The organism is Corynebacterium sp. P3-F1 (assembly GCF_030503635.1).
Lineage (GTDB): Bacteria > Actinomycetota > Actinomycetes > Mycobacteriales > Mycobacteriaceae > Corynebacterium.
In genome coordinates this window covers 912,464-934,018 of sequence record NZ_CP129965.1, presented here as the reverse complement: position 1 = coordinate 934,018, position 21,555 = coordinate 912,464, and the positions used below count along the sequence as shown (strand labels likewise).

At 64.2% G+C, this 21,555-nt stretch carries 19 protein-coding genes and 1 tRNA gene; 12 read left to right on the top strand and 8 right to left on the bottom strand.

The window, feature by feature from the left end:
- Positions 1-24: 24 nt before the first annotated feature.
- Genes QYQ98_RS04455 through QYQ98_RS04440 form a run of 4 tightly spaced genes read right to left on the bottom strand, consistent with a single transcriptional unit; the run spans position 25 to position 3,960 of the window.
- Positions 25-474, bottom strand: coding sequence for a hypothetical protein (locus QYQ98_RS04455; protein WP_302007545.1), 450 nt, complete (start codon positions 472-474; stop codon positions 25-27).
- Positions 471-1,874, bottom strand: a complete 1,404-nt coding sequence (locus QYQ98_RS04450; RefSeq protein WP_302007544.1) for a trehalose-6-phosphate synthase — start codon at positions 1,872-1,874, stop codon at positions 471-473. The genes QYQ98_RS04455 and QYQ98_RS04450 overlap by 4 nt, the downstream gene beginning before the upstream one ends.
- Positions 1,864-2,268, bottom strand: coding sequence for a histone (locus QYQ98_RS04445; protein WP_302007543.1), 405 nt, complete (start codon positions 2,266-2,268; stop codon positions 1,864-1,866). The genes QYQ98_RS04450 and QYQ98_RS04445 overlap by 11 nt, the downstream gene beginning before the upstream one ends.
- A 48-nt stretch (positions 2,269-2,316) precedes the next feature.
- The gene (locus QYQ98_RS04440; RefSeq protein WP_367881641.1) at positions 2,317-3,960 is read right to left on the bottom strand and encodes a threonine/serine exporter ThrE family protein; all 1,644 of its coding nucleotides are present in this window, start codon (positions 3,958-3,960) and stop codon (positions 2,317-2,319) included.
- 88 nt (positions 3,961-4,048) lie between these two features.
- Between QYQ98_RS04440 and QYQ98_RS04435 the strand changes: the two genes are divergently transcribed.
- From QYQ98_RS04435 to QYQ98_RS04425, 3 genes are all read left to right on the top strand, one after another.
- Positions 4,049-4,121 (top strand) — tRNA-Thr (locus QYQ98_RS04435).
- A gap of 223 nt (positions 4,122-4,344) precedes the next feature.
- Positions 4,345-5,058 (top strand): response regulator transcription factor, encoded by a 714-nt coding sequence (locus QYQ98_RS04430; protein WP_302007542.1) that lies wholly within the window; start codon positions 4,345-4,347, stop codon positions 5,056-5,058.
- On the top strand, positions 5,058-6,524 hold the full coding sequence (locus tag QYQ98_RS04425; RefSeq protein WP_302007541.1) for a cell wall metabolism sensor histidine kinase WalK: 1,467 nt from the start codon (positions 5,058-5,060) through the stop codon (positions 6,522-6,524). Before QYQ98_RS04430 ends, QYQ98_RS04425 begins: the two co-directional genes overlap by 1 nt.
- Positions 6,525-6,540: 16 nt before the next feature.
- Here the strand turns inward: QYQ98_RS04425 and QYQ98_RS04420 are convergent, their stop codons facing one another.
- Positions 6,541-6,975 (bottom strand): HIT family protein, encoded by a 435-nt coding sequence (locus QYQ98_RS04420; RefSeq protein ID WP_302007540.1) that lies wholly within the window; start codon positions 6,973-6,975, stop codon positions 6,541-6,543.
- Between the two features lie 31 nt (positions 6,976-7,006).
- Here QYQ98_RS04420 and purD point away from each other — a divergent pair, with 31 nt between their 5' ends.
- The 6 genes from purD to QYQ98_RS04390 all read left to right on the top strand — a co-directional run bounded on the left by purD (position 7,007) and on the right by QYQ98_RS04390 (position 15,301).
- The gene (gene purD, locus QYQ98_RS04415; protein WP_302007539.1) at positions 7,007-8,290 is read left to right on the top strand and encodes a phosphoribosylamine--glycine ligase; all 1,284 of its coding nucleotides are present in this window, start codon (positions 7,007-7,009) and stop codon (positions 8,288-8,290) included.
- 171 nt (positions 8,291-8,461) lie between these two features.
- Positions 8,462-9,904: an adenylosuccinate lyase gene (gene purB, locus QYQ98_RS04410; protein ID WP_302007538.1), complete on the top strand. Its 1,443-nt coding sequence runs from the start codon at positions 8,462-8,464 to the stop codon at positions 9,902-9,904.
- A gap of 22 nt (positions 9,905-9,926) precedes the next feature.
- Positions 9,927-10,802, top strand: coding sequence for a phosphoribosylaminoimidazolesuccinocarboxamide synthase (locus QYQ98_RS04405; protein WP_302007537.1), 876 nt, complete (start codon positions 9,927-9,929; stop codon positions 10,800-10,802).
- A 26-nt stretch (positions 10,803-10,828) separates the two neighbouring features.
- Positions 10,829-13,006, top strand: a complete 2,178-nt coding sequence (locus QYQ98_RS04400) for a S9 family peptidase (RefSeq protein WP_302007536.1) — start codon at positions 10,829-10,831, stop codon at positions 13,004-13,006.
- Positions 13,007-13,097: 91 nt separating this feature from the next.
- Positions 13,098-14,543: a cation:dicarboxylase symporter family transporter gene (locus QYQ98_RS04395; RefSeq protein ID WP_302007535.1), complete on the top strand. Its 1,446-nt coding sequence runs from the start codon at positions 13,098-13,100 to the stop codon at positions 14,541-14,543.
- 83 nt (positions 14,544-14,626) lie between these two features.
- Positions 14,627-15,301, top strand: coding sequence for a DUF2334 domain-containing protein (locus tag QYQ98_RS04390; protein WP_302007534.1), 675 nt, complete (start codon positions 14,627-14,629; stop codon positions 15,299-15,301).
- Here QYQ98_RS04390 and QYQ98_RS04385 read toward each other — a convergent pair.
- The 3 genes from QYQ98_RS04385 to QYQ98_RS04375 form a co-directional block, all read right to left on the bottom strand.
- A complete protein-coding gene (locus QYQ98_RS04385; RefSeq protein WP_302007533.1) occupies positions 15,286-16,167 on the bottom strand; it encodes a metal ABC transporter permease in 882 nt (293 codons plus the stop codon). The two genes, QYQ98_RS04390 and QYQ98_RS04385, sit on opposite strands and share 16 nt — an antisense overlap.
- Complete coding sequence (locus tag QYQ98_RS04380; protein ID WP_302007532.1) at positions 16,164-16,850, bottom strand: metal ABC transporter ATP-binding protein; 687 nt, start codon at positions 16,848-16,850, stop codon at positions 16,164-16,166. The genes QYQ98_RS04385 and QYQ98_RS04380 overlap by 4 nt, the downstream gene beginning before the upstream one ends.
- Before the next feature lie 163 nt (positions 16,851-17,013).
- Complete coding sequence (locus QYQ98_RS04375) at positions 17,014-18,036, bottom strand: metal ABC transporter solute-binding protein, Zn/Mn family (RefSeq protein WP_302007531.1); 1,023 nt, start codon at positions 18,034-18,036, stop codon at positions 17,014-17,016.
- 130 nt (positions 18,037-18,166) lie between these two features.
- Between QYQ98_RS04375 and purS the strand changes: the two genes are divergently transcribed.
- The 3 genes from purS to purL are packed head-to-tail and all read left to right on the top strand — an operon-like array spanning position 18,167 to position 21,449.
- On the top strand, positions 18,167-18,415 hold the full coding sequence (purS, locus tag QYQ98_RS04370) for a phosphoribosylformylglycinamidine synthase subunit PurS (RefSeq protein ID WP_302007530.1): 249 nt from the start codon (positions 18,167-18,169) through the stop codon (positions 18,413-18,415).
- Positions 18,416-18,417: 2 nt separating this feature from the next.
- Positions 18,418-19,098 (top strand): phosphoribosylformylglycinamidine synthase subunit PurQ, encoded by a 681-nt coding sequence (gene purQ, locus QYQ98_RS04365; protein WP_302007528.1) that lies wholly within the window; start codon positions 18,418-18,420, stop codon positions 19,096-19,098.
- Complete coding sequence (gene purL, locus QYQ98_RS04360) at positions 19,095-21,449, top strand: phosphoribosylformylglycinamidine synthase subunit PurL (protein ID WP_302007527.1); 2,355 nt, start codon at positions 19,095-19,097, stop codon at positions 21,447-21,449. The genes purQ and purL overlap by 4 nt, the downstream gene beginning before the upstream one ends.
- The last annotated feature ends 106 nt before the right edge of the window (positions 21,450-21,555 follow it).

Sequence of the window (21,555 nt, the reverse complement as noted above, 5' to 3'; positions counted from 1 at the left end):
GCTGATCCTTCCTGGCGGATGGTGTTACTGCGCCACCAGTTTGATTGTCGGGCGGTCGAGGACGTCGGAGCGCAGCTTGAGGGTGATTACGTCGTCGGTGAGGTGCGCGACATCGAATTCGGCGCCCTCGGTGAGAAGGCTGGTCAGCTGGTCGTGGACGCGGCGGGAGCCGCCGATGCAGTCGTCGCGGACGTCGCCGACACGGACACCTTTGAGGCGCACTTCGTCGTCGTTGACCTCGGCGCCGGCCTGGAGCGGGGCGCAGGCGGTGCGGGCGGTGAGCGACTCGGCGCCGAAGACGATGAGGGCGCGACCGGCGGCGTCACCGGGCACGGCTCCGGGGAGTTCGGGGTCGGTGTAGACGGCGGTGACCTCCCACGTGCGGCCCGCGAGCATGTGGTCGGGTTCGTTCCCGCAGGCAGCCAAGGACAGGAACAGGCACAGTACCCACAGGGCGGTGACGAGGTGTTTCATCGCTCGACCTCGCGGAGCGCCTCGAGGAAGGAATCAGCCCACCGCGCGACGTCGTGTTCGAGGACTTGGGCATTCATCGCAAGCATCGCGTCGCGCGCCTCCTCAGAGCCGTGCTTATCGACGGCCGCCATGATCGCCCCCTTCACCGACTCCACGTCGAACGGGTTGCACAGGTGAGCCTGGTCAAGCTCTACTGCAGCCCCCGCGAATTCCGAAAGCACCAGGGCGCCGCTGCCGTCCGGGTGGCACGCGACGTACTCCTTGGCCACGAGATTCATTCCGTCCTTGAATGGGGTGACCAGCATGATATCTGCGGCGGAGTAGTAGTTGCGCAGCTGCGATTTGGGCATGGAGTGGTGTTCGTAGTGCACGACTGGGTTGCCCAGAGAGCCGTAGCGGCCGTTGATGCGCCCGACGGCTTCTTCCACGCCCGCGCGGGTCTTCTGGTAGCTGGCGATGCGCTCGCGCGACGGTGTGGCCACCTGAATCATGGCGACGGATTCGAGCCGACCTTCCTTGAGCAGCTCCTCTATCGCAGTGAGGCGCTGGAGAATCCCCTTGGTGTAGTCGAGGCGGTCGACCCCCAGGATGAGCGTCCGCGGGTTGGCCACGGAACCGCGGACTGCGGCGATCGCCGATTCGTCTGCGAGGCTGAACTCGGAGGCGTCGATGGAGATGGGGAAGGTGCCGGTCCGGGGGATGTTTGCCGCGTCGTCTGCTGCGCGGGCTACTGCGGTGCCTGTGGTGCCTGCGGTGTTGCCGGCTTCCCTGCCTTGGAGCTCCGGGCTGCGGCAGGTCACGGCGAGGTCGCGGAAGTTGGACTCGTCGCGCTGCCTTTGGAAACCGATCAGGTCGGCGCCTTCCAGCCCGCGGAGTACCTCTGCACGCCACGGCAGCTGCCGGAAGAGGTCAGGGCTGGGGAAGGGGATGTGAAGGAAGAAGCCGATGGTCACGTCGGGGCGCATCTCGCGCAACATGCCTGGCACCAATTGGAGCTGGTAGTCCTGCACCCAGACAGTCGCACCCTCGGCGGCGACATCGGCGGCTACACGCGCGAACTTCTCGTTCACGCTGCGGTAGCGCTGCCACCAGGACCGGTGGTACTCCGGCGTGACAATCAGATCGTGGTACAGGGGCCAAAGGGTGGAATTGGAAAAGCCTTCGTAGAACTGGTGGAAGTCCTCCTCATCCAGCTGCACCGCGTGGAGGGTGATGCCGTCGTTGTCGAATGGCTCAAAGTACGCTCCCGGTTCCCCGGGCCACCCCACCCAGCAGCCCTTATTGGCCCTGAGCACGGGTGCGAGGGCGGAAACCAGCCCGCCCGGAGAAGCCACCCACCTGCCGTCGACTCGGTCGACTGGCAGGCGGTTGGCTACGACAACGAACTGGTTATCCCTCATCGCCGGTTGTCTTCTTGGCGGCCTTTTTGGTCGTCTTCTTGGTGGACTTCTTGGTGGCTTTCTTCGTGGTCTTCTTGGCGGCTTTCTTCGCAGTTTTCTTAGTGGACTTCTTGGACATCTTTTTGGATGCCTTCTTCGTGGTCTTCTTGGTGGATTTCTTCGCGGAGGATTCTTCCTCCTCAGCCGCGGCGATCTCAGCCTCGTAGTCCTCGGCGAATTGCTTGTACACCAAACCCTGCGGTTCGATGCCGAGCATGCACATGAGCGTCACACCGTCGACAAGATCCTCCGCGTAGGTGGCCACGATGCGGCGCGCGCCGGAGGCCGTCTGCTCCTCGACCGTGTGGACGGCTGCGTCCGGGTTGGGGCGGCTGTCGGTGATCTTGGGGGGCACGAAAAACCTCCTGGGGGTCTTGCCTGGCGGTAAACAGTTTTGACCCGTCTATTCTACGCCATCGCCGCCCGCGCTGGGGGTCGCGCCCGGGGTCTGCTTCGGGGGCTTCTTCGCCAGCGGATTCTTGACCGGCTGCTGCTTTTTGGACTGCTGTTTCTTCACCTGCTTCGGTGGATGGGTCTTCTTGGCCAGCTCTTTCTTCGCCTGGTTCTTCGCAAGCTGTTCGGCCCGGCGACGGGCGGCGGCTTGCTCGGCGCGTTGAATCTGCTGGAACGTCATGCGGCCTGCCGCGCGGAAGGCGCGGTAGGGGTTGAACGTCTGGGGGCGGCGGATGCGTCGGGCGATCCACTCGCCGAGCACCACGCCGCCAGCGAGGGCCATGCAGGTGCTCACCGCGATGAACATGTTGTTCAGGCCCAGGACGGTCTGGTCGTTGAGCAGGGCGTACATGCCGCGGTACACGCCCGAACCCGGCAGGAACGGAGTGACACCGGCGACCTCGGTGATCAGCGGGGCGATCAGGTAGCGGCGGGCGATGAGACCACCGGCAAGACCGACCATGATCGAGCACAGTGCGGTGGCGAACAAGCGGCCCGAGCCGAAGGGGATGAGCACGGCGTAGTAGGTGAATCCGCCGAAGAAGGCGGTGACCGCGGTCGCGATGATGGCGGGGACTTCTGCATACACCGCGAGGGCGAAGCCGGCTGCGGCGAAAACACCGCCGAGGCTGCGCACGATCGCCGATCCGTAGGTCGGTGTGGGGGGCTGCGTCTCAATTGGGGGGAGGCCAGCACCGAAGAGATCGGCCACTTGAATGCCGCCGGCCACTCCGGCGATGATCGCGCCGGTGAAAAGGATGGCTTGGAAGAAGCGGCCGCTGGCAGTGACGGGGGAGCCGGTCACGCCGTCTTGCAGTGACTGGACGAGGGTTAGGCCGGCGAGCAAGACGACGATGCCGGTGGCGATGACTTGACTCGGCACGATGGTCGTGCCTGCTCGCGTGGCCAGCGAATAGAACACGGCGGCCGGCACCGTGGCCACGAAGCCGCCGACGACGCAGTGGTAGAAGTACGGAAGCTGCTTCTTGCTCATCCAGGTGTTGATGATGGTGATCAATGCGGCGGTGACTGTGCCGAGCGCAGCCATGAGTAGATCGCCGCCGAGCAGGATCGCAATGGACGCGCCCATAAGCGACCACCCGGCGACGGATACCCACTCCGGGTACGGTGGCGGAGCTGCTTCCAGTTCGTCGAGAATCTTCTCCGCGATGTCTGGTGGTGTCGCACCCGCACGGATTGAGCGGATCAGGCGGTCCACCTCTTGCAGTTTGGAGAAGTTCTCGGACATGTCCGTCACAACCCGGAACACGTTGACGGGCTGTTTGCGCACGGTGCCGATCTGGGAGTTGATCGTGATGGTGTTCATCGTGATGTCCACGTGGCAGTAGTGGAGACCGTACGACGACGTTACAGCGTGAATCTGAGCTTTCGCGTCAGAGCTGGTTGTTCCGTTCGCGATGAGAATCTCGCCGACGCGTGCGCCAATGGTCATCACTGCCGCCACCTGTGTCGGGTCGGTCAGGTCGACGGGCGCGAGGACGGACGGCGGGGGAGACGTCCGCGCCTGGTCGATGGTCGCCACCGGGCTGGTGGTGCGCATCGACTCCCGCATATTTTTGAACACCGTTGCCACACCGACACACTAACTGTCCGATCTGTACGGCGCGAGGAGAGACCCCTTTTGTCGTGCGGGTGCTTCTGCTTGTAGAATCTCGGCCAGTGCTGGAGTGGCGCAATCGGTAGCGCAACGGTCTTGTAAACCGTAGGTTGCGAGTTCAAGTCTCGTCTCCAGCTCAAGTACGGCCCCAGCTCTGCGATCTACGTTGAGCTGGGGTTTGTTTGTGTGTTGAGCGCGCCCCACGAACTCCCTCTCAAGACGAAACAGCGGTACAGTAGACATACAGGAAACGTTCAGTTTCTGCTTGTTGAATAGGTTCGTTCCCGCGTGACGCGTGCGCAGGGGCTGCTTGAGTGCCCTTGCGGCTAGTCACCCCGCTCAAGGAAGAAAGTGACTGTCATGGCTGATACGCCTACCCCGCAGAACGTCCAGGTGCTCGTTGTCGATGACGAGCCGAACATTGTTGAGCTGCTCACTGTTTCGCTGAAGTTCCAGGGTTTCGAGGTCGAGTCGGCGGAATCTGGCCAGGAGGCGCTGAAGCTGGCGCGCGAAATCAAGCCGGACGCTTACATTCTCGACGTGATGATGCCGGGCATGGACGGTTTTGAGCTGCTGGCCAAGCTGCGCAGCGAAGGTCTGGATGCTCCGGTGCTGTTCCTGACGGCAAAGGACGGTGTGGAGGACCGCATCCACGGTCTGACCATCGGCGCGGACGACTACGTGACCAAACCGTTCTCGCTTGAAGAGGTGATCACGCGACTGCGCGTCATTTTGCGCCGCGGCAACGTCACCGAGGGCGAGGTCGAGGATTCGACGATCCGCTACGCAGATTTGACGCTTAACGACGAAACCCACGAGGTGACCAAGGCCGGAGAAATCGTTGAACTGTCCCCGACGGAATTCAACCTCCTGCGCTACCTGATGCTGAACGCGGAAGTGGTGCTGTCCAAGGCGAAGATCCTCGACAACGTGTGGCACTACGATTTCGGCGGCGACGGCAACGTGGTGGAATCCTACATCTCGTACCTGCGCCGTAAGGTCGACACCGGTGACACCCCGCTCATTCACACTGTTCGTGGCGTGGGCTACGTGCTGCGCACTCCGCGCCAGTAATGGCGTCGCTTCGGCCGGAGGTTGCACCGGCGACGTTGACACGCCTGGCCGCGAGCCGTGTTCCCAAATTGCGGCTGAGGACCCGGCTGCTGATCATCTTGATGGTCATTTCTGGGCTGGGTCTGACGGGAATGTCGGCGGCTGTGTGGGGGCTGACCCGCGATCAGACGTACGAGCGGGTGGATAAGGACCTGCGTAAGGGGCTCACCACGTGGGCTCTCAGCCCGGAGGTGCGAAATTCCTCCGTGGACACGTACTTGCCCAGCCAGTTCCTTCTCATGACGGTCGTACCCGGGCAGGCACCGCGGATCGACAAAGTGAACGGCTGCTTTCCAAGGACGTCGGAGTTGATCTTCGATCGCCGCCCCCGCACCGTCGGGGCGGACTGCATCTTCGGCGATCAACCGGATTTGAAGTTCAGGGTCATCGCTGTCCAGGCGCCGGACGGGACGGCGACAGTCGTCGCCAAATCGCTGGAGCAGGAAAACAAGATGCTCGAGGCGTTGGCGGTGGTGCTGGCGTCGATAAGCCTGCTTGCGTTGACGGTGATGGGCGCGGCCGGAACTTTCTTTGTCCGGCGGGCGCTGCTTCCACTGAAGGATCTGGAGAACACGGCGTTGGCGATCGCGGACGGGAATATCAACTGCCGTGCGCCTGCGTGGCCGCGCGACACCGAATTCGGGCGCCTGTCGTACGCGATGAACACGATGGTCAGCCAGCTGCAAGAAACTCTCGACGAATCCCGGGAGAAAGAGGAGCAGATGCGCCGCTTCGTTGGCGATGCGTCGCACGAACTGCGTACCCCGCTAACGAGCGTGCGGGGTTACACCGAGCTGTACCGTGCCGGTGCGACGGACGACGCAGATATGGTGTTGAGCAAGATCGACGAAGAATCGGCGCGTATGAAGCTGCTGGTGGAGGACCTCCTGGCACTCACGCGCGCGGAAGGAACGCGGCTGAACATGCGGGAAGTCGACGTTCTCGAACTCGTGCTGTCTGTCAGCAGTTCCGCTCGGGCGGCGTTTCCCGGGCGCTCGCTCACCGTGGAGAAGGAGGCAACCGACATCCCACTGGTGTCCGGTGACCCCGACCGTCTCCACCAAGTGCTTCTCAACCTGGTCAGTAACGCGTTCAAACACGCTGGTGATGACGCAGAAGTGACCATCACGCTGCGTGAATACCTCGACAACGTCTACATCGATGTGGCCGACAACGGCTGCGGGATGAACCCGGAAGACACCGACCACATTTTCGAGCGGTTCTTCCGCGCGGATTCTTCGCGTAACCGCTCCAAGAGCGCCGGCGGTTCCGGGCTGGGGCTAGCCATCACGAAGTCCATTGTGGAGCAGCACGGCGGCGCCATCACCGTGAAGTCTGCGCCTGGTGAGGGCTCCAAGTTCACGGTGAGTCTCCCGTGGCTGCGCATCGGCGGCGGTGGGCCGGAGCAGCCGGCCGGGGAGAGCTAGAAAGAACCGGGAAAGACTAGGCGCGGCGGCCGTCTGGGCCGGTGCCCAGCTCAGCGCGCAGCTTTTCGGCGGCGGCGTCCATCTCGGCATCGTCCGTTTCGTCGGCGCGCATGATGTTCTGCAGGCTGTAGCCGGACATGTCGTTGGCCGGGAAGACATGGATGTGGGCGTGCGGCACCTCGAAGCCCGCGATGAGGTAGCCGGCGCGCTCCGAGCCGAAGGCCGTGATCACAGCCTGGCCGATCTCCTGTGCCACCTCGTTGGCGTGCAGCCACGTCGCCGAATCCAGGTCCGTCCACTTGTCCACCTCGGCGACCGGAACCACGAGCGTGTGGCCGTACGCGATCGGCTCGATGGTCAAAAACGCGGCGACAGTCTCGTCGCGGTAGATGAAACGGCCGGGGATCTCCCCGTTGATGATCTTGGTGAAGACAGTGCTGACAGTGCTCATGCCCGCCCAGGGTAGCGATACTATGGGCCGCATGCGCATCCTCGTGATCGGTTCGGGCGGCCGCGAACACGCCCTTGTCCATGCACTGGCAGCATCGTCCGCACCGGCACCCGGGGACGGGCAGCATGAGCTGCATGCCGCGCCGGGCAATGCCGGTATCGCGGGCCTGGCCGCTGTGCACGAGCTCGATGTCACCGATGGTCCCGCCACTGTCGCGCTGGCCCAGTCCATCGGTGCGGACTTGGTGGTCATTGGCCCGGAGCAGCCGCTGGTGGCCGGTGTCGCCGACGCGCTAAGGGAAGCGGACATCGCCGTCTTCGGTCCCTCCAAAGCTGCCGCCGCACTGGAGGGCTCGAAGGCGTTCGCGAAAGACGTCATGGCTGCGGCGGGTGTTCGGACCGCCGATGCCCGCCAGGTCACCGATGCCTCCGAGATGGAGGCGGCGCTCGACGCGTTCGGCCCCACCTGGGTGGTCAAAGATGACGGTCTCGCCGGCGGCAAAGGCGTTGTGGTGACGCCGGACCGCGCCGCAGCCAAGGAGCACGCCGAGGCCGTCATCGCCGCCGGCAACCCCGTGCTGTTCGAGTCCTTCCTCGAGGGCCCGGAGGTCTCCCTGTTCTGCCTCGTCGACGGTGAAATTGTCGTGCCGCTGATCCCGGCCCAGGACCATAAGCGCGCCTACGACAATGACGAGGGCCCCAATACCGGCGGCATGGGCGCCTACACCCCGCTGCCGTGGCTGCCTGCTGACGGCGTTAGGCGCATCGTCGACGAGGTGGTCGCCCCCGTGGCGGCTGAGATGGTGCGCCGCGGCACTCCGTACTCCGGCCTGCTCTACGCCGGGCTGGCCTGGGGTGCGGACGGGCCCGCCGTGGTGGAATTCAACGCCCGCTTCGGCGACCCGGAAACGCAAGCCGTGCTCGCCCTGCTGGAGACTCCGCTCGCTGACGTCCTGCACGCCACGGCCACCGGCACCCTGGATGCGCTGGCCCCGCTCGAGTGGAAGGACGGCTTCGCCGTGACGGTGGTGTTGGCCGCCGAGAACTACCCGGCCAACCCGCGCAAGGGCGACCCGATCACCGCGCAGGGCGGGCTTCTGGGCGACCCCACGCGCGTCCTCCACGCCGGCACCTCCTCCCGGGACGGCGGCTATGTCTCCGCGGGCGGCCGCGTGCTCAACATTGTCGGCACGGGCGCGACTCTCGAAGACGCAGTGGACGCGGCCTACGAGACGATCGAGCAGATCGACCTGGATGGCTCCTTCTACCGCCGCGACATCGCGCGCCCGGCGATCGACGGGGAGATCCAGGTTTAAAGCGGGCGCGTGGATCTGGATGACATTCCAGTGATCAGCCTTCACAGCTCGACCGCTTGACCTGCGCGTTTGCTGGTGATGTTCAAGGCGCGTGTAAACGAGATCCACGCTGTCGTGCGGGTGACTGGGACGGGGGCAGCGGAGGCGTCGAAAAGCGGGCGCCGTGCGATAATGGTGCGCGTGACTGACTCGAAACCCCGTAATGCGAATGTCCTGTCCAACCGCTACGCGTCGGCCGAGATGGCCACGCTGTGGAGCGCGGAAAACAAGATCGTGCTGGAGCGCCAGCTGTGGATCGCGGTGATGCGCGCGCAGCGTGACCTGGGCATCGACATCCCGGAAGAGGCGATCGCGGACTATGAAAAGGTCGTGGACCAGGTCGATCTGGACTCCATCGCGCAGCGCGAGCGGGTGACGCGCCACGACGTGAAGGCGCGCATTGAGGAATTCAACGCGCTGGCGGGCCACGAGCACATCCACAAGGGCATGACCAGCCGCGACCTGACCGAGAATGTGGAGCAGCTGCAGATCTACCGCTCCCTGGAGCTGGTGCGTGGCCGAGCCATCGCGGTGCTGAACGCCATCGGCAACCGTGCGGGCGAGTACCGCTCCCTGGTTATGGCGGGCCGCTCCCACAACGTGGCGGCGCAGGCGACGACGCTGGGCAAGCGTTTCGCCTCCGCGGCTGATGAGATGGTGGTGGCACTCGACCGCGTCGAGGACCTGCTGGGCCGCTACCCGCTGCGTGGCATCAAGGGCCCGATGGGTACGGCACAGGACATGTTCGACCTGGTCGGCGGCGACGAGGCGAAGCTGAACCAGTTGGAGCAGGCCATTGCGCAGCATCTCGGCTTCGAGCGGATCTTCGACTCCGTGGGCCAGATCTACCCGCGCTCCCTCGACTTTGATGCGGTCTCCGCGCTGGTGCAGTTGGGCGCCGGCCCGTCGAGTTTGGCTACCACCATCCGTCTTATGGCCGGCAACGAGACCGTCACCGAGGGCTTCAAGGAAGGCCAGGTCGGCTCGTCCGCCATGCCGCACAAGATGAACGCCCGCTCCTGCGAGCGCATCTGCGGCTTCCAGGTGATTCTGCGTGGCTACCTCACCATGGTCGGCGACCTGTCCGGCCAGCAGTGGAACGAGGGCGACGTGTTCTGCTCCGTGGTGCGCCGCGTCGCGCTACCGGACGCCTTCTTCGCCATCGACGGCATGATGGAGACCTTCCTGACCGTCCTGGCGGAATTCGGCGCCTTCCCGGCCATGATCACCCGCGAACTGGACCGCTACCTGCCTTTCCTGGCCACCACGCGCATCCTCATGGCGTCGGTGCGCGCGGGCGTGGGGCGCGAGACCGCCCACGAGGTGATCAAGGAGCACGCGGTGGCCATGGCCCTGGACATGCGCGAAAACGGTGCGGAGCAAAACCTCGTCGAGCGTCTCGCCGCCGACGACCGCTTGCCGCTTGACCAACAGCAGCTCGAGGAGGCGTTGGCCGACCGCCACGCATTCATCGGCGCCGCGGAAGCCCAGGTGGACAACGTTTTGGACCGCATCCACGTCTGGGCCCAGAAGTACCCAGAGGCCGCCGGATACACTCCGGGAGAGATCCTGTAGCCGGGGGCGTAACATCGCACGCATGCGTCCAGAGCTTTCTGACTATAACCACCTCTCCGCAGGCAAGGTCCGGGAGATCTATGAGATCGACGACCAGACTCTGCTGATGGTCGCCAGCGACCGGATTTCCGCCTTCGACTACGCGCTCGAGCCGGAAATCCCGGACAAAGGCAAGATTCTCACCTACACCAGCGAGTTCTTCTTCGATCTGCTCGACGGTGTGCCCAACCACCTCGCCGGGCCGCTTGACGACGAACGGATTCCCGAAGAGGTCTTGGGCAGCGCCTTCGTGGTGAAGAAGCTGAACATGATTCCCTTCGAGTGCGTTGCCCGCGGCTACCTCACCGGTTCCGGCAAGAAGGAATACGACGCGAACGGTGCCGTCTGCGGCGTCGCCCTGCCGGAGGGGCTGAAGGAAGCGTCCAAGCTGCCGGAGCCGATTTTCACGCCCGCCACCAAGGCGGAGCAGGGCGACCACGACGAGAACGTCCGGTACGAGTACGTGGTCAAGCACGTCGGTGAGGAGCTGGCGGAGAAACTGCGCGCCATGACGCTGGAGATCTACTCCCGCGCAGCCGAGTACGCGGAGACACGTGGCATCATTCTCGCGGACACCAAGCTCGAGTTCGGCCTCGACGCCGACGGCGCACTGGTGCTCGCGGACGAAGTGCTCACCCCGGACTCCTCCCGCTACTGGCCGGCCGATTCCTACGAGGAAGGCAAAAGCCAGCCCAGCTTTGACAAGCAGTATGTGCGCAACTGGTTGACCAGCCCGAAGTCCGGGTGGGACCCGGAGGAGGGCACCCCGCCGCCGGAGCTGCCGGGCTCCATCGTCGAGGCCACGCGCGACCGCTACATCGAGGCCTACGAGCGCCTCTCGGGCCGCAAGTTCGCCTGAGCTCGCGCGGGCTAGACTCGGTGGGCATGACTGAGACTCCTCATTCGAATCCGGTCGGTCCGCAAGCACCGATCGCCGCGAAGCACCCGATCACCCGCACCTTCCACGGCCGGGAGTTCGTCGACGATTACGAGTGGTTGCGCGACAAGGAGTCCCCGGAGACCCTCGCGTACCTCGAGGCGGAGAACGCCTACACGAAGGAACAGACCGCACACCTCGAGGCGCTCACGGACTCGATCTACAACGAGATCAAGTCGCGTGTGAAGGAGACGGACATGTCCGTCCCGCAGCGCCAGGGCGACTGGTGGTATTACGGCCGCACGGAGGAAGGCAAGAGCTACGGCATCAGCTGCCGCGTGCCGGTCACCGACGGCAGCGACCCATGGTCGCCGCCGGAGCTTCCGGAGGACGGCTCGGGCCTGCCCGACGAGCAGGTTTTGCTCGACTTCAACGCGCTCGCCGAGGGTCACGAGTTCTTCTCCGTCGGAGCGTCGTCGATCAGCACATCGGGCCGCTACCTCGCGTACTCCACGGACACCGCGGGCGACGAGCGCTTCGACCTCAAAGTCAAGGACCTCACGACAGGGCAGTTGCTTGACGACGAGATCCCAGGCATCTTCTACGGCGCCACCTGGGCCGGCGAGGACCATATCTTCTACATCCGCGTCGACGACGCGTGGCGCCCCCACCAGGTGTGGCGTCACCGGCTCGGTACTGATTCCACCGAGGATGTGCTCGTCTACGAGGAGACCGACGAGAAATTCGGTGTCGGCGTGGCCGCGGACCGCTCGGAGCGCTACGTGCTCATCGTTTCCGCGTCCTCCCTGACCACCGAATACCGCGTTCTGCCGATGAGCGACCCGGAGGGCGAGTTCCAAGTGCTCTGGCCCCGCGAGGCGGGCGTGGAGTACAACGTCGACCTCGCCGTTATCGGGCAGGGAAGCAGCGAAAAAGAACACTGGGTGGTCACCCACAACGCGCACGGGCCGAATTCCTCCGTGGGCGTGTGCCCGGTTGCCGCCGGTCACCTGCCGCCCCTGCGCGAGCTGACCGAGCTCATGCCGCATGACGACCAGGTGCGCATCGAGGGCACCGATGCCTACCGCGACTTCATCTTCGTCGCTTATCGACGCAGCGGGATCGGCCGCCTCGCTGTAGCCGACCTCACCGCCGGCGGGTTCGGCTCCTTCCGGGAGCTGGAATTCGACGAGGAGCTCTACACCGCGGCCCTGGCCGGCAACCCGGAATGGGACGCCCCGGTGGTGCGCATCAGCTACACCTCCTTCACCCAACCCGCCCAAGTACTGGACTACCGCGTCGCCACCGGCGAGCTCACCCTGCTGAAAGAGCAGGAAGTCCGCGGCGGGTACAACCCCGACCAATACGTCGCCGAGCGCATGTGGGCCACAGCCGAGGACGGCACCAAGGTGCCGATGTCGGTGGTCAGGCGCGTCGATCTCAACGCGGATAAGCCTGCCCCCTGCTTGCTGTACGGGTACGGGTCCTACGAAGCGTCGACGGATCCCGGCTTCTCCGTCGCGCGGCTGAGCCTGCTGGACCGCGGAATGGTGTGGGTGTGCGCGCACGTCCGCGGCGGCGGCGAGATGGGCCGCCTGTGGTACGACAATGGTAAGATGCTGACGAAGAAGAACACGTTCACCGACTTCGTGGCCTGTTCCGACGCGCTAATCCGCGAAGGCGTGACCACCCCCTCGATGCTCGTCGCGGAAGGCGGCTCCGCCGGCGGCCTGCTCATGGGTGCGGTAGCGAACCTCGCTCCCGAGAAGTTCGCCGGCATCCAGGCGATCGTGCCGTTCGTGGACCCGTTGACTTCGATCCTCAAGCCGGAACTACCTTTGACCGTCGGCGAGTGGGAGGAATGGGGCGACCCGTACCACGACCCGGAGGTGTACGACTACATGGCCACCTACGCGCCCTACGAGAACGTCGAGGCGAAGAAATACCCTGACATCCTGGCCGTGACCAGTATCAACGACACCCGCGTACTGTATGTCGAGCCCGCGAAGTGGATCGCGAAACTGCGCGCCACAGCCACCGGCGGGCAGTTCCTGCTCAAGACCGAAATGGCAGCCGGCCACGGCGGCGTGTCCGGCCGTTACGCGAAGTGGAAGCAGACCGCGTTCGAGTACGCGTGGACGCTGCACACGGCGGGGGCGGTGACGGACGGCTCGCTAGTGGAATGAGATAAATCACACTGGTCGCTGTCGATGTCTGAAATCTCTCGAGTGAGGAGTATTACTGACTTGTTACTTTTCATTCCTGAGAGGAAGCACCATGTCATCCGTGCAGCCCGGCTCCACAGCCACCGCTTCCGGCAGTCCGCAAATCGCTGAACCGAAGAAGCGCAAAGACAACACCCACTGGCTCTACATCGGAGTCATCATCGCCGTTATCGGCGGCATCGTCCTCGGCCTCGTGGCACCCGATGTCGCCGTCCAACTGAAGCCCGTCGGCGACACGTTCGTCTCGTTGATCAAGATGATCGTTGGGCCGATCATCTTCTGCACCATCGTGCTCGGAATCGGTTCTGTCCGATCCGCCGCAACGGTGGGCAAGACTGGTGGTCTGGCGCTGATCTACTTCACCGTCATGTCCACCCTCGCGCTGGCCATCGGTCTGGTCGTGGGCAACATCATTAAACCGGGTGAAGGCCTGGGGCTGAGCGGTGATGCGTCGGCAGGTGCGAAGTACGCCGAGAAGGCCGGCGAAGGCGGCGGGTTGATCGATTTTATCCAGGGCATCGTCCCGGATACATTCTTCAGCGCGTTCGTTTCCGGTTCCATCCTGCAGGTGCTGTTCATCGGCCTGTTCGTCGGCTTCGCCGTGCAGTCTATGGGCAAGCAGGGCGAACCCATCCTCAACTTCGTCGCCAACCTGCAGAAGCTGGTGTTCAAGATCCTCGGTTGGATCCTCTGGGTCGCCCCGATCGGCGCATTCGGTGCGATGGCGGCGGTTGTGGGCAAGACCGGTATCCAGGCGGTGGTGCAGATGCTTGTGCTCATGCTCGCGTTCTACATCACCTGCTTCCTCTTCGTCTTCGGTGTGCTGGGCACCGTGCTGTGGGTGGTGGCCCGCGTCTCCCCGTGGAAGCTGTTCAAGTACCTCGGCCGCGAGTTCCTGCTCATCCTGGCCACGTCCTCGTCCGAATCCGCACTGCCCAACCTCATGCGCAAGATGGAGCACCTCGGCGTGGACAAGGCGACGGTGGGCATTGTCGTTCCCACTGGTTATTCCTTCAACCTCGACGGCACGGCCATCTACCTGACCATGGCCTCGATCTTCATCGCTGACGCCATGAATATGCCGATGAGCATGGGTGAGCAGATCTCCCTGCTGGTCTTCATGATCATCGCTTCTAAGGGTGCCGCCGGTGTCACCGGCGCCGGTCTAGCCACTCTGGCTGCCGGCCTGCAGGCTTTCCGCCCTGACCTGCTTTCTGGTGTGGGCATCATCGTCGGTATCGACCGCTTCATGTCCGAAGCCCGCGCACTGACTAACTTCGCCGGCAACTCCATCGCCACCCTCGTCGTAGGTACCTGGACCAACACCGTGGACCACGACCAAGTCAAGCGCGTCTTGTCCGGCGAGAACCCCTATGTAGCAGCTGACGACGACAGCGACGTCAAGCTGTCCAACCCCTCCGTGGATAATCCCGCGACCGCGCACCTGCAGCCAACCCCGCAGGTGGACCTGTCGCAGTACAACAAGCCTGTTCAGTAACCCTCAGTGGCTGCTGACCTTAAGCTCCGCGCTCCCGCTTGCTCATCGAGCGGGGGCTTTGCTGTGTAAGTAGAATGATCCCCATGTCCCGCCACCTGCTCGTCTCCGTTTCTTCGATTTTCGACGAGACACGAAAGGACGTGCAAAAGCTCGTCAGCGACTTGGAGTTTGAGAACATCCCGGTATCGCTGCTTGTGGCGCCGCACATCGACAAGAAATGGCACTTGGCTAAGGACGCGAAGACCCGTGGCTGGCTCAAGGAGCAAATGGAAGGCGGCCGCGGTCTCATTCTCAATGGCTTCGACCAGCCGGTGCAGGGGCGCCGCGCGGAATTCGCCAACCTAGAAGCCCATGAAGCGAAGCTGCGGCTCAAGGGCGCGACGCGTCAGATGGAAAAGCTCGGCTTCGAGCTGGACACCTTCGCCCCGCCGCGCTGGCGCATGTCCGACGGTACCTTGGAGGCGCTGCAGAAATTCGACTTCCGTCTCGCCGCATCAACTAAGGGCATTTACTTCCTGCGCACGGGCGAGATCGTCTACTCTCGCAACCTCTCCGTCGGTGAGGGCTTCGGTGCGGCGGGGTGGTGGCGCCGCAGCATTATCGACGCTGCCGTGCGCAGCGCCAAGCTCGGAAACACCGTTCGCCTTTCTGTCTCAGGCAGGAACCTATCGAAGAAGAAGGTTCGCAACGACTTCATCGCGGCCGCTGTTGCCGCCGCTGAAGAGGGCCTGACTCCGGTGAACTACCGGGACCTCTGACGCGTCCTGCCTCCGATGCGGCGGCCCTGCGCTCCTCTTCCAATGCGCCGGCGCTGCAGTCCGCCGAGGATCCGGCACACCAGGTAGATGCCGAAGGAGATGAACGCGACAAACACGCTCACCGGCACACCCGGCGCCAGGGAGAGAATCATGCCGCCCACCGCCGAGACCTCTGCGATCACGATGGACCAGACGGCCGCGCGCACCGGACTGCCCGTGATCTGGGTGGCCGCCGCACCGGGTGTGATCAGCAGCGACATGACCAGCAGCGCACCGACGATCTGCACCGACTGGGCGGACGCGATACCCACCAGTACTGCGAACAGGACAGACATGGCGCGCACATTCACCCCGGCCGCTGCCGCCATGGCCGGGTCCGCGGACGCGAACAGTAGCGGGCGCCACAGCACCGCCACGGCAGTTACGACGAGCACCGTGGTACCCGCGAGAAGCCACATATTCTGCCCCGAAATGCCCACGATCTGACCTGTAAGCAACGCCAGCGCCCGGTTGGAATTGCCCGGATACAGGTGGATGAACAGAACGGATAAGCCCATGCCGAAACTCATCACCACGCCGACTGCGGAGTCCTGCTGGCCCCGGAACCCGAGCGCCGCCAGCACGACTGCCGCGACGACCGCACCCGCCACTGCACCGAACCCGACATTGGCGCCGAACAGCAGCGCCGCTGATGCGCCCATGAGGGCGAGCTCTGACGTCGCGTGCACGGAGAACGACATTTGCCGCACCACGATCAGGGGCGCCATCACCCCTGACAAGAGACCGAGTAGCGCGCAGGCGATCAGCGTGACCTGAACGAAGTCGAGGCCGAGCAAGTACTGGGTCGTTTCGAATGCTTCCGTCACAGAACCACCATCCGTCCGTTGGCCTCCACCACATCCACGTGCGTTCCGTACAGGTCGCTCAAAACATCCGAGCGCATCACCTCGCCTACTTCACCCACGACGTGGCCTTCCGGGCCGAGGTAGAGGACCCTGTCCACCACCGACAAGAACGGGTTGATCGAGTGCGTCACGCACAGCACCGCGGCATCGAGAGAAGCGAGCCTATCGACGGTGTCCCGTTCGCGGGCGGGGTCGAGGGAGAGGAGGGGTTCGTCGGCAAGCATGAGCTCCGGATCTCCTGCCAGTGCTTGGGCTTGGCGGATGAGCTGCTGCTGCCCGCCCGACAGGAGACCCACGCGCTGATCCGCGAAATGGGTGGCCCCCACGCGCTCGAGCAGGTCGTCGACCTTTCCCTTCAGCGGTCGACGTCGTGTGATGCCGTGCGCGCATGCCAGCGACACAAGGTCCCGGCCACGGACCGGCAGATCAGCCGGGAACATGTGTTGCTGCGGAATGAAGCCCACCCGGTCAGTTGCCTCAACCGTGCCGGACGTGAGCTTCCGCGTACCCATGATCGTGTGGAGCAGCGTCGATTTGCCCACGCCGTTGGGCCCCAGCACCGCAACGAATTCCCCGCGTCGGAGCTCCAGGTTCAGATCGGCCCACAGTGGACTGACGGCTGCGTCGGCGAGCTGCAGCATCACCGGCGAGTTTGAGGGTGCCGCGGTGCCAGTCGCTCGGCTTGCTCCGTCTGGTTCCGGGGGAGAGGCGGGTGTGAAGGTCACTGTCTGATCAAACCACTGCTGAAAATCAATTTCAATCGCTGATAACGCTGTAAAGATAACTGAACGGTGACAATCGGACTATCTAGGCGGCGTGCTCCTCATCGTTGTGTGGATCGCCGTGGTCGTGTGTGTCGTCGTTGCCGTCCTGCGGCAGGCTACTCACGGCGTCGACGAGCTGATCGACGACCTGGTCGAAGTAGTCGAGGAAGTTCACGCCTTCGGGCGGAGTCTCGCGCATCTCCACGATGGCCACGTTGTTCTCGCGGGCGGCATTGGTCAACTGCTCGGTGGCGCTGTTGGTGCTCTGGGGGTTCGCAATCAGAATGTCGACGTGGCCCGCTTTGATCTCGTCGAGGAAAGCGGCAACATCCTGCACCGACGGATCGGCTTCGTTGAGCGCGGAGCGCATATATCCCTCGGGCGTGATGTCGTGCAGTTCGGTGCCCCACACCAGGGGGGCGGCGATGGGCTCAGTCATGGCCACGTGCGTGTGCGGCAGCTCGGCGAGTTTCTGGTTCACTGCGTCCATGCGTGTGTCCACGTCTTCAGTCGAACCGCCGACCTTCTCTTTCAGTGCGGATGCGACCTGCTTGATTTTCTCGGTGGAAAACCACGCGTGCTCAAGGTCGTCTGGGTTACCGGGGGTGCTGTCGTGGCTGTGGCTGTGGCCGTGGTTCTCCCCGTTGCCGTGGGCGTGATCAAGCTCGCGGGAATGCGCTTCGGCTTCTTCCTTGTTCACGAGGGGAATGGCGCTGATGATGCGATCTTGCTCGGCGACTGTGTAGAGGCTTGCATCATAGGGTCCGCCGTTGGCGACGAGGGTGCCGGCCTCGCGGACGCGGGCGAGGTCTTTGGCGGAAGGCTCGAAGTGATGCGGATCGATGTCGGTACCGGAGATGATCGCCTCCACCTGTGCGCCGGTGACGGCTGCCGTGACGTCGGCCCAGACGCTGGTGGTGGCCAGGACGGAGCTGTCGCCGTTGGGGCCGGTGGCGGAGGGGTCTGCGGAGTCCGGTTCCCCGGAGGAGCAGGCGGTTACGCTCGCGCCGACGAGGGCAAGGGCGGCGAAGGCGAAGACGGAACGATAGGTGAGGGTTTTTCGCATGGGGAATATCTAAGCAGTAATGAAAACTGTTTTTAATGGGTCGTGATGGGATCGCCCGGAAAAAGTGGAATGGTCAGGGTGTCGGATATACTGAACCGCGTCTTCAGACCCCAAATTGTGAAGGATTCTCATGGCACGAGTCGTTGTCAATGTCATGCCCAAGGCTGAAATTCTGGATCCGCAAGGCCAGGCCGTGCACCGTGCGCTGGGGCGCATCGGGGTGAACGGGGTGGCCGACGTCCGTCAAGGTAAGCGCTTCGAGCTCGAGGTGGCGGATTCCGTCACGGACGAGGAGCTGCACCGCGTCGCCGAGACGCTGCTCACCAACACCGTGATCGAGGATTTCGTCGTCGTGCGCGAGGGCGAAGGGGAGGCTTAAGCATGACAGCGACCATCGGGGTCATCACGTTCCCCGGCACGCTTGACGACGTTGATGCGCTCCGCGCCGCCCGCCTCGCTGGGGCGGAGCCGAAATCTCTCTGGCACGCAGACCAGGATTTGACGGGCATTGACGCTGTCATCGTTCCGGGCGGTTTCTCTTACGGTGACTACTTGCGCTCCGGTGCCATCGCGGCGATGGCACCGATGATGAAGGCCGTCGTCGAGGCTGCCGGTAAAGGCATGCCGGTGCTGGGCATCTGCAACGGCTTCCAGATCTTGACTGAATCTGGACTGCTTCCGGGTGCTCTGACCCGTAATAAGGGCCTGCACTTCCACTGCACGGACACCTACCTTGAGGTGGCCAATGCCGAGACCGCGTGGACGAGCAAGTTCGAGGCGGGCCAGAAGATTCTCGTGCCCGCAAAACACGGTGAGGGCCGCTTCCAGGCGGACCAGGCCACTGTGGACGAGCTCGAGGCCGAGGGGCGTGTGGTGTTCCGTTACACCGACAACTTCAACGGCTCTATGAACGGCATCGCTGGCGTGACTAGTGAGAACCGCCGCGTCGTGGGGCTCATGCCGCACCCGGAGCACGCGATCGATCTGCTCACCGGGCCGTCCACTGACGGCCTGGGACTGATCCAGTCCGCCATTGCCGAAATCTCGAAGATTGGAGCGTGATTCGCGTGAACGAACAGGAAAAGAACCCGCTCGTGCACAACGACACTGTGGAGGCCGCGAAAGCGACACCGGAGCACGAGCAGCCGTACGCAGCGCTGGGACTGAAAGACGACGAGTACGCCCGCATCCGCGAGATCCTCGGACGCCGCCCCACTGACGCGGAGCTGACCGTCTACTCGGTGATGTGGTCCGAGCACTGCTCTTACAAGTCATCCAAGGTGCACCTGCGCTACTTCGGCGAGACCATGACCGAGGAGATGGGGGCGAAGCTTCTCGCCGGCATTGGCGAGAACGCCGGTGTGGTGGACATCGGCGACGGCAACGCGGTGACGTTCCGCGTGGAATCCCACAACCACCCCTCCTACGTTGAGCCGTACCAGGGTGCGGCGACGGGTGTCGGCGGCATCGTCCGCGACATCATGGCCATGGGCGCGCGCCCGATCGCAGTGATGGACCAGCTGCGTTTTGGCCCGGCGGACGCGGATGACACCAAGCGCGTCCTGCCCGGCGTCGTCTCTGGCATCGGCGGTTACGGCAACTCGCTCGGTCTCCCGAACATCGGTGGCGAGACCTCCTTTGACGCCACCTACGCGGGTAACCCTCTGGTCAACGCCTTGTGCGTGGGCACACTGAAAGTCGAGGATCTGAAGCTCGCTTTCGCTTCTGGCCAGGGCAACAAGGTCATGCTGTTCGGCTCCCGCACGGGCCTGGACGGCATCGGCGGCGTGTCGGTGCTGGCATCGGAGACTTTCGAGGAGGGTGCAGAGCGCAAGCTGCCGGCGGTGCAGGTCGGCGACCCCTTCGCGGAAAAGGTCCTCATCGAGTGCTGCCTCGAGCTGTACGGCGCAGACGTGGTCGTGGGCATCCAAGACCTGGGCGGTGCGGGTCTGGCCTGCGCCACCTCCGAGCTGGCTGCTTCAGGTGACGGCGGCATGCGCGTCAACCTCGACGCGGTCCCGCTGCGGGCGGAGAACATGACAGCTGCGGAGATCCTCGCCTCCGAGTCGCAGGAGCGCATGTGCGCTGTGGTGGCACCGGAGAACGTGGAGAAGTTCAAGGCGATTTGCGCAAAGTGGGATGTCGCCTGCGCGGAGATCGGCGAGGTGACCGGCGAAGCCGACCGCCTCATCATCGAGCACAACGGCGAGATCGTCCTAGACGCGCCGCCGTCGACCATCGCAGATGAAGCTCCCGTCTACGAGCGGCCCTGGGCGCGCCCGGAGTGGCAGGACGGGGTGCAGGAGCAGGGGGACGTCGATAAGCCTGCTGATGTCGTCGACGCGTGGCTGCAGCTCGTCGCGTCGCCCGCGCTGTGCTCGCGCGACTGGATCACCGAGCAGTACGACCGCTACGTGCGCGGCAACACTGTTCAAGCGCGCCACGCGGATTCGGGTGTCCTGCGTATCGACGAAACCTCCGGCCGCGGTGTCGCCGTCTCTGCCGACGCATCCGGCTGCTACTCCTACCTGGATCCGAATATGGGCGCGCGCCTCGCGCTGGCGGAGTCCTACCGCAACGTGGCTGTGACCGGTGCCCGCCCGGTGGCCGTGACCAACTGCCTCAACTTCGGTTCCCCGGAGAACCCCGATGTGATGTGGCAGTTCCGCGAAGCTGTTCACGGTCTGGCCGACGGTGCGAATGAGCTGAGGATCCCCGTGTCCGGCGGAAACGTGTCCTTCTACAACCAGACGGGCGACACCCCGATCCTGCCAACGCCGGTGGTCGGCGTGCTGGGTGTGATCGACGATGTCGCGCACTCCGTGAGCCACCGCGTGGTCAACAACGGCGATTCCGATGTGCTGGTCCTTCTCGGTGAGACCAAAGACGAGTTCGGCGGTTCCGTGTGGCAGGACATTTCCGGCGCGGGCTTGTCCGGGCTTCCGCCTCAGGTCGACCTGGCAAACGAGGCGAAGCTGGCGGACTTCTTCTGCGGCTCCGCCGAGCGCGGGGATGAATCCGGCGCGGCATTCGGCCTCACCGCCGCCCATGACCTCTCAGAGGGTGGCCTGGGCCAAGCCGTCTTCGAGATGCTCAAGGACACTGGCAAGGGAGCGGAACTCGACCTCACCGATGTGCACGAGGACGCGTTCACCGCATTGTTCTCCGAGTCCGCCTCCCGCGTGCTCGTCGCTTGCAGCCCGGACCGTGTGGACCGTGTGGTTGCCGAGGCTGTGGAGCTGGGCATTCCTGCCGCCGTCATTGGTGCGACAAACACCAGCGGCGAGATCACCTTCGCCGACGGGACTCCGGCCGCGGGCCAGTCCGTCAGCATGGAGGCGCTGCGCACGGCGTGGTCCGGGACGCTGCCGGGGCTGTTCGCTCACGCGGACGCGCCGAACGCCGCCGTTTAATGCCGAGCGCCGCTGTCTGATTGGGCAGTAGGCGACACAAAAAGCGCCGGGGAGGAAAACAATCTCCCCGGCGCTTTTCGTCGCGCGGAACGTGGCGTGTAGGACG

Excerpts from the sequence above, each read along its gene's own strand:
- QYQ98_RS04455 (WP_302007545.1), bottom strand. The coding sequence starts at position 474 with ATGAAACACCTCGTCACCGCCCTGTGGGTACTGTGCCTGTTCCTGTCC.
- QYQ98_RS04450 (WP_302007544.1), bottom strand. The coding sequence starts at position 1,874 with ATGAGGGATAACCAGTTCGTTGTCGTAGCCAACCGCCTGCCAGTCGAC.
- QYQ98_RS04430 (WP_302007542.1), top strand. The coding sequence starts at position 4,345 with ATGGCTGATACGCCTACCCCGCAGAACGTCCAGGTGCTCGTTGTCGAT.
- QYQ98_RS04425 (WP_302007541.1), top strand. The coding sequence starts at position 5,058 with ATGGCGTCGCTTCGGCCGGAGGTTGCACCGGCGACGTTGACACGCCTG.
- QYQ98_RS04420 (WP_302007540.1), bottom strand. The coding sequence starts at position 6,975 with ATGAGCACTGTCAGCACTGTCTTCACCAAGATCATCAACGGGGAGATC.
- purD (WP_302007539.1), top strand. The coding sequence starts at position 7,007 with ATGCGCATCCTCGTGATCGGTTCGGGCGGCCGCGAACACGCCCTTGTC.
- purB (WP_302007538.1), top strand. The coding sequence starts at position 8,462 with ATGGTGCGCGTGACTGACTCGAAACCCCGTAATGCGAATGTCCTGTCC.
- QYQ98_RS04405 (WP_302007537.1), top strand. The coding sequence starts at position 9,927 with ATGCGTCCAGAGCTTTCTGACTATAACCACCTCTCCGCAGGCAAGGTC.
- QYQ98_RS04400 (WP_302007536.1), top strand. The coding sequence starts at position 10,829 with ATGACTGAGACTCCTCATTCGAATCCGGTCGGTCCGCAAGCACCGATC.
- QYQ98_RS04395 (WP_302007535.1), top strand. The coding sequence starts at position 13,098 with ATGTCATCCGTGCAGCCCGGCTCCACAGCCACCGCTTCCGGCAGTCCG.
- QYQ98_RS04390 (WP_302007534.1), top strand. The coding sequence starts at position 14,627 with ATGTCCCGCCACCTGCTCGTCTCCGTTTCTTCGATTTTCGACGAGACA.
- QYQ98_RS04375 (WP_302007531.1), bottom strand. The coding sequence starts at position 18,036 with ATGCGAAAAACCCTCACCTATCGTTCCGTCTTCGCCTTCGCCGCCCTT.
- purS (WP_302007530.1), top strand. The coding sequence starts at position 18,167 with ATGGCACGAGTCGTTGTCAATGTCATGCCCAAGGCTGAAATTCTGGAT.
- purQ (WP_302007528.1), top strand. The coding sequence starts at position 18,418 with ATGACAGCGACCATCGGGGTCATCACGTTCCCCGGCACGCTTGACGAC.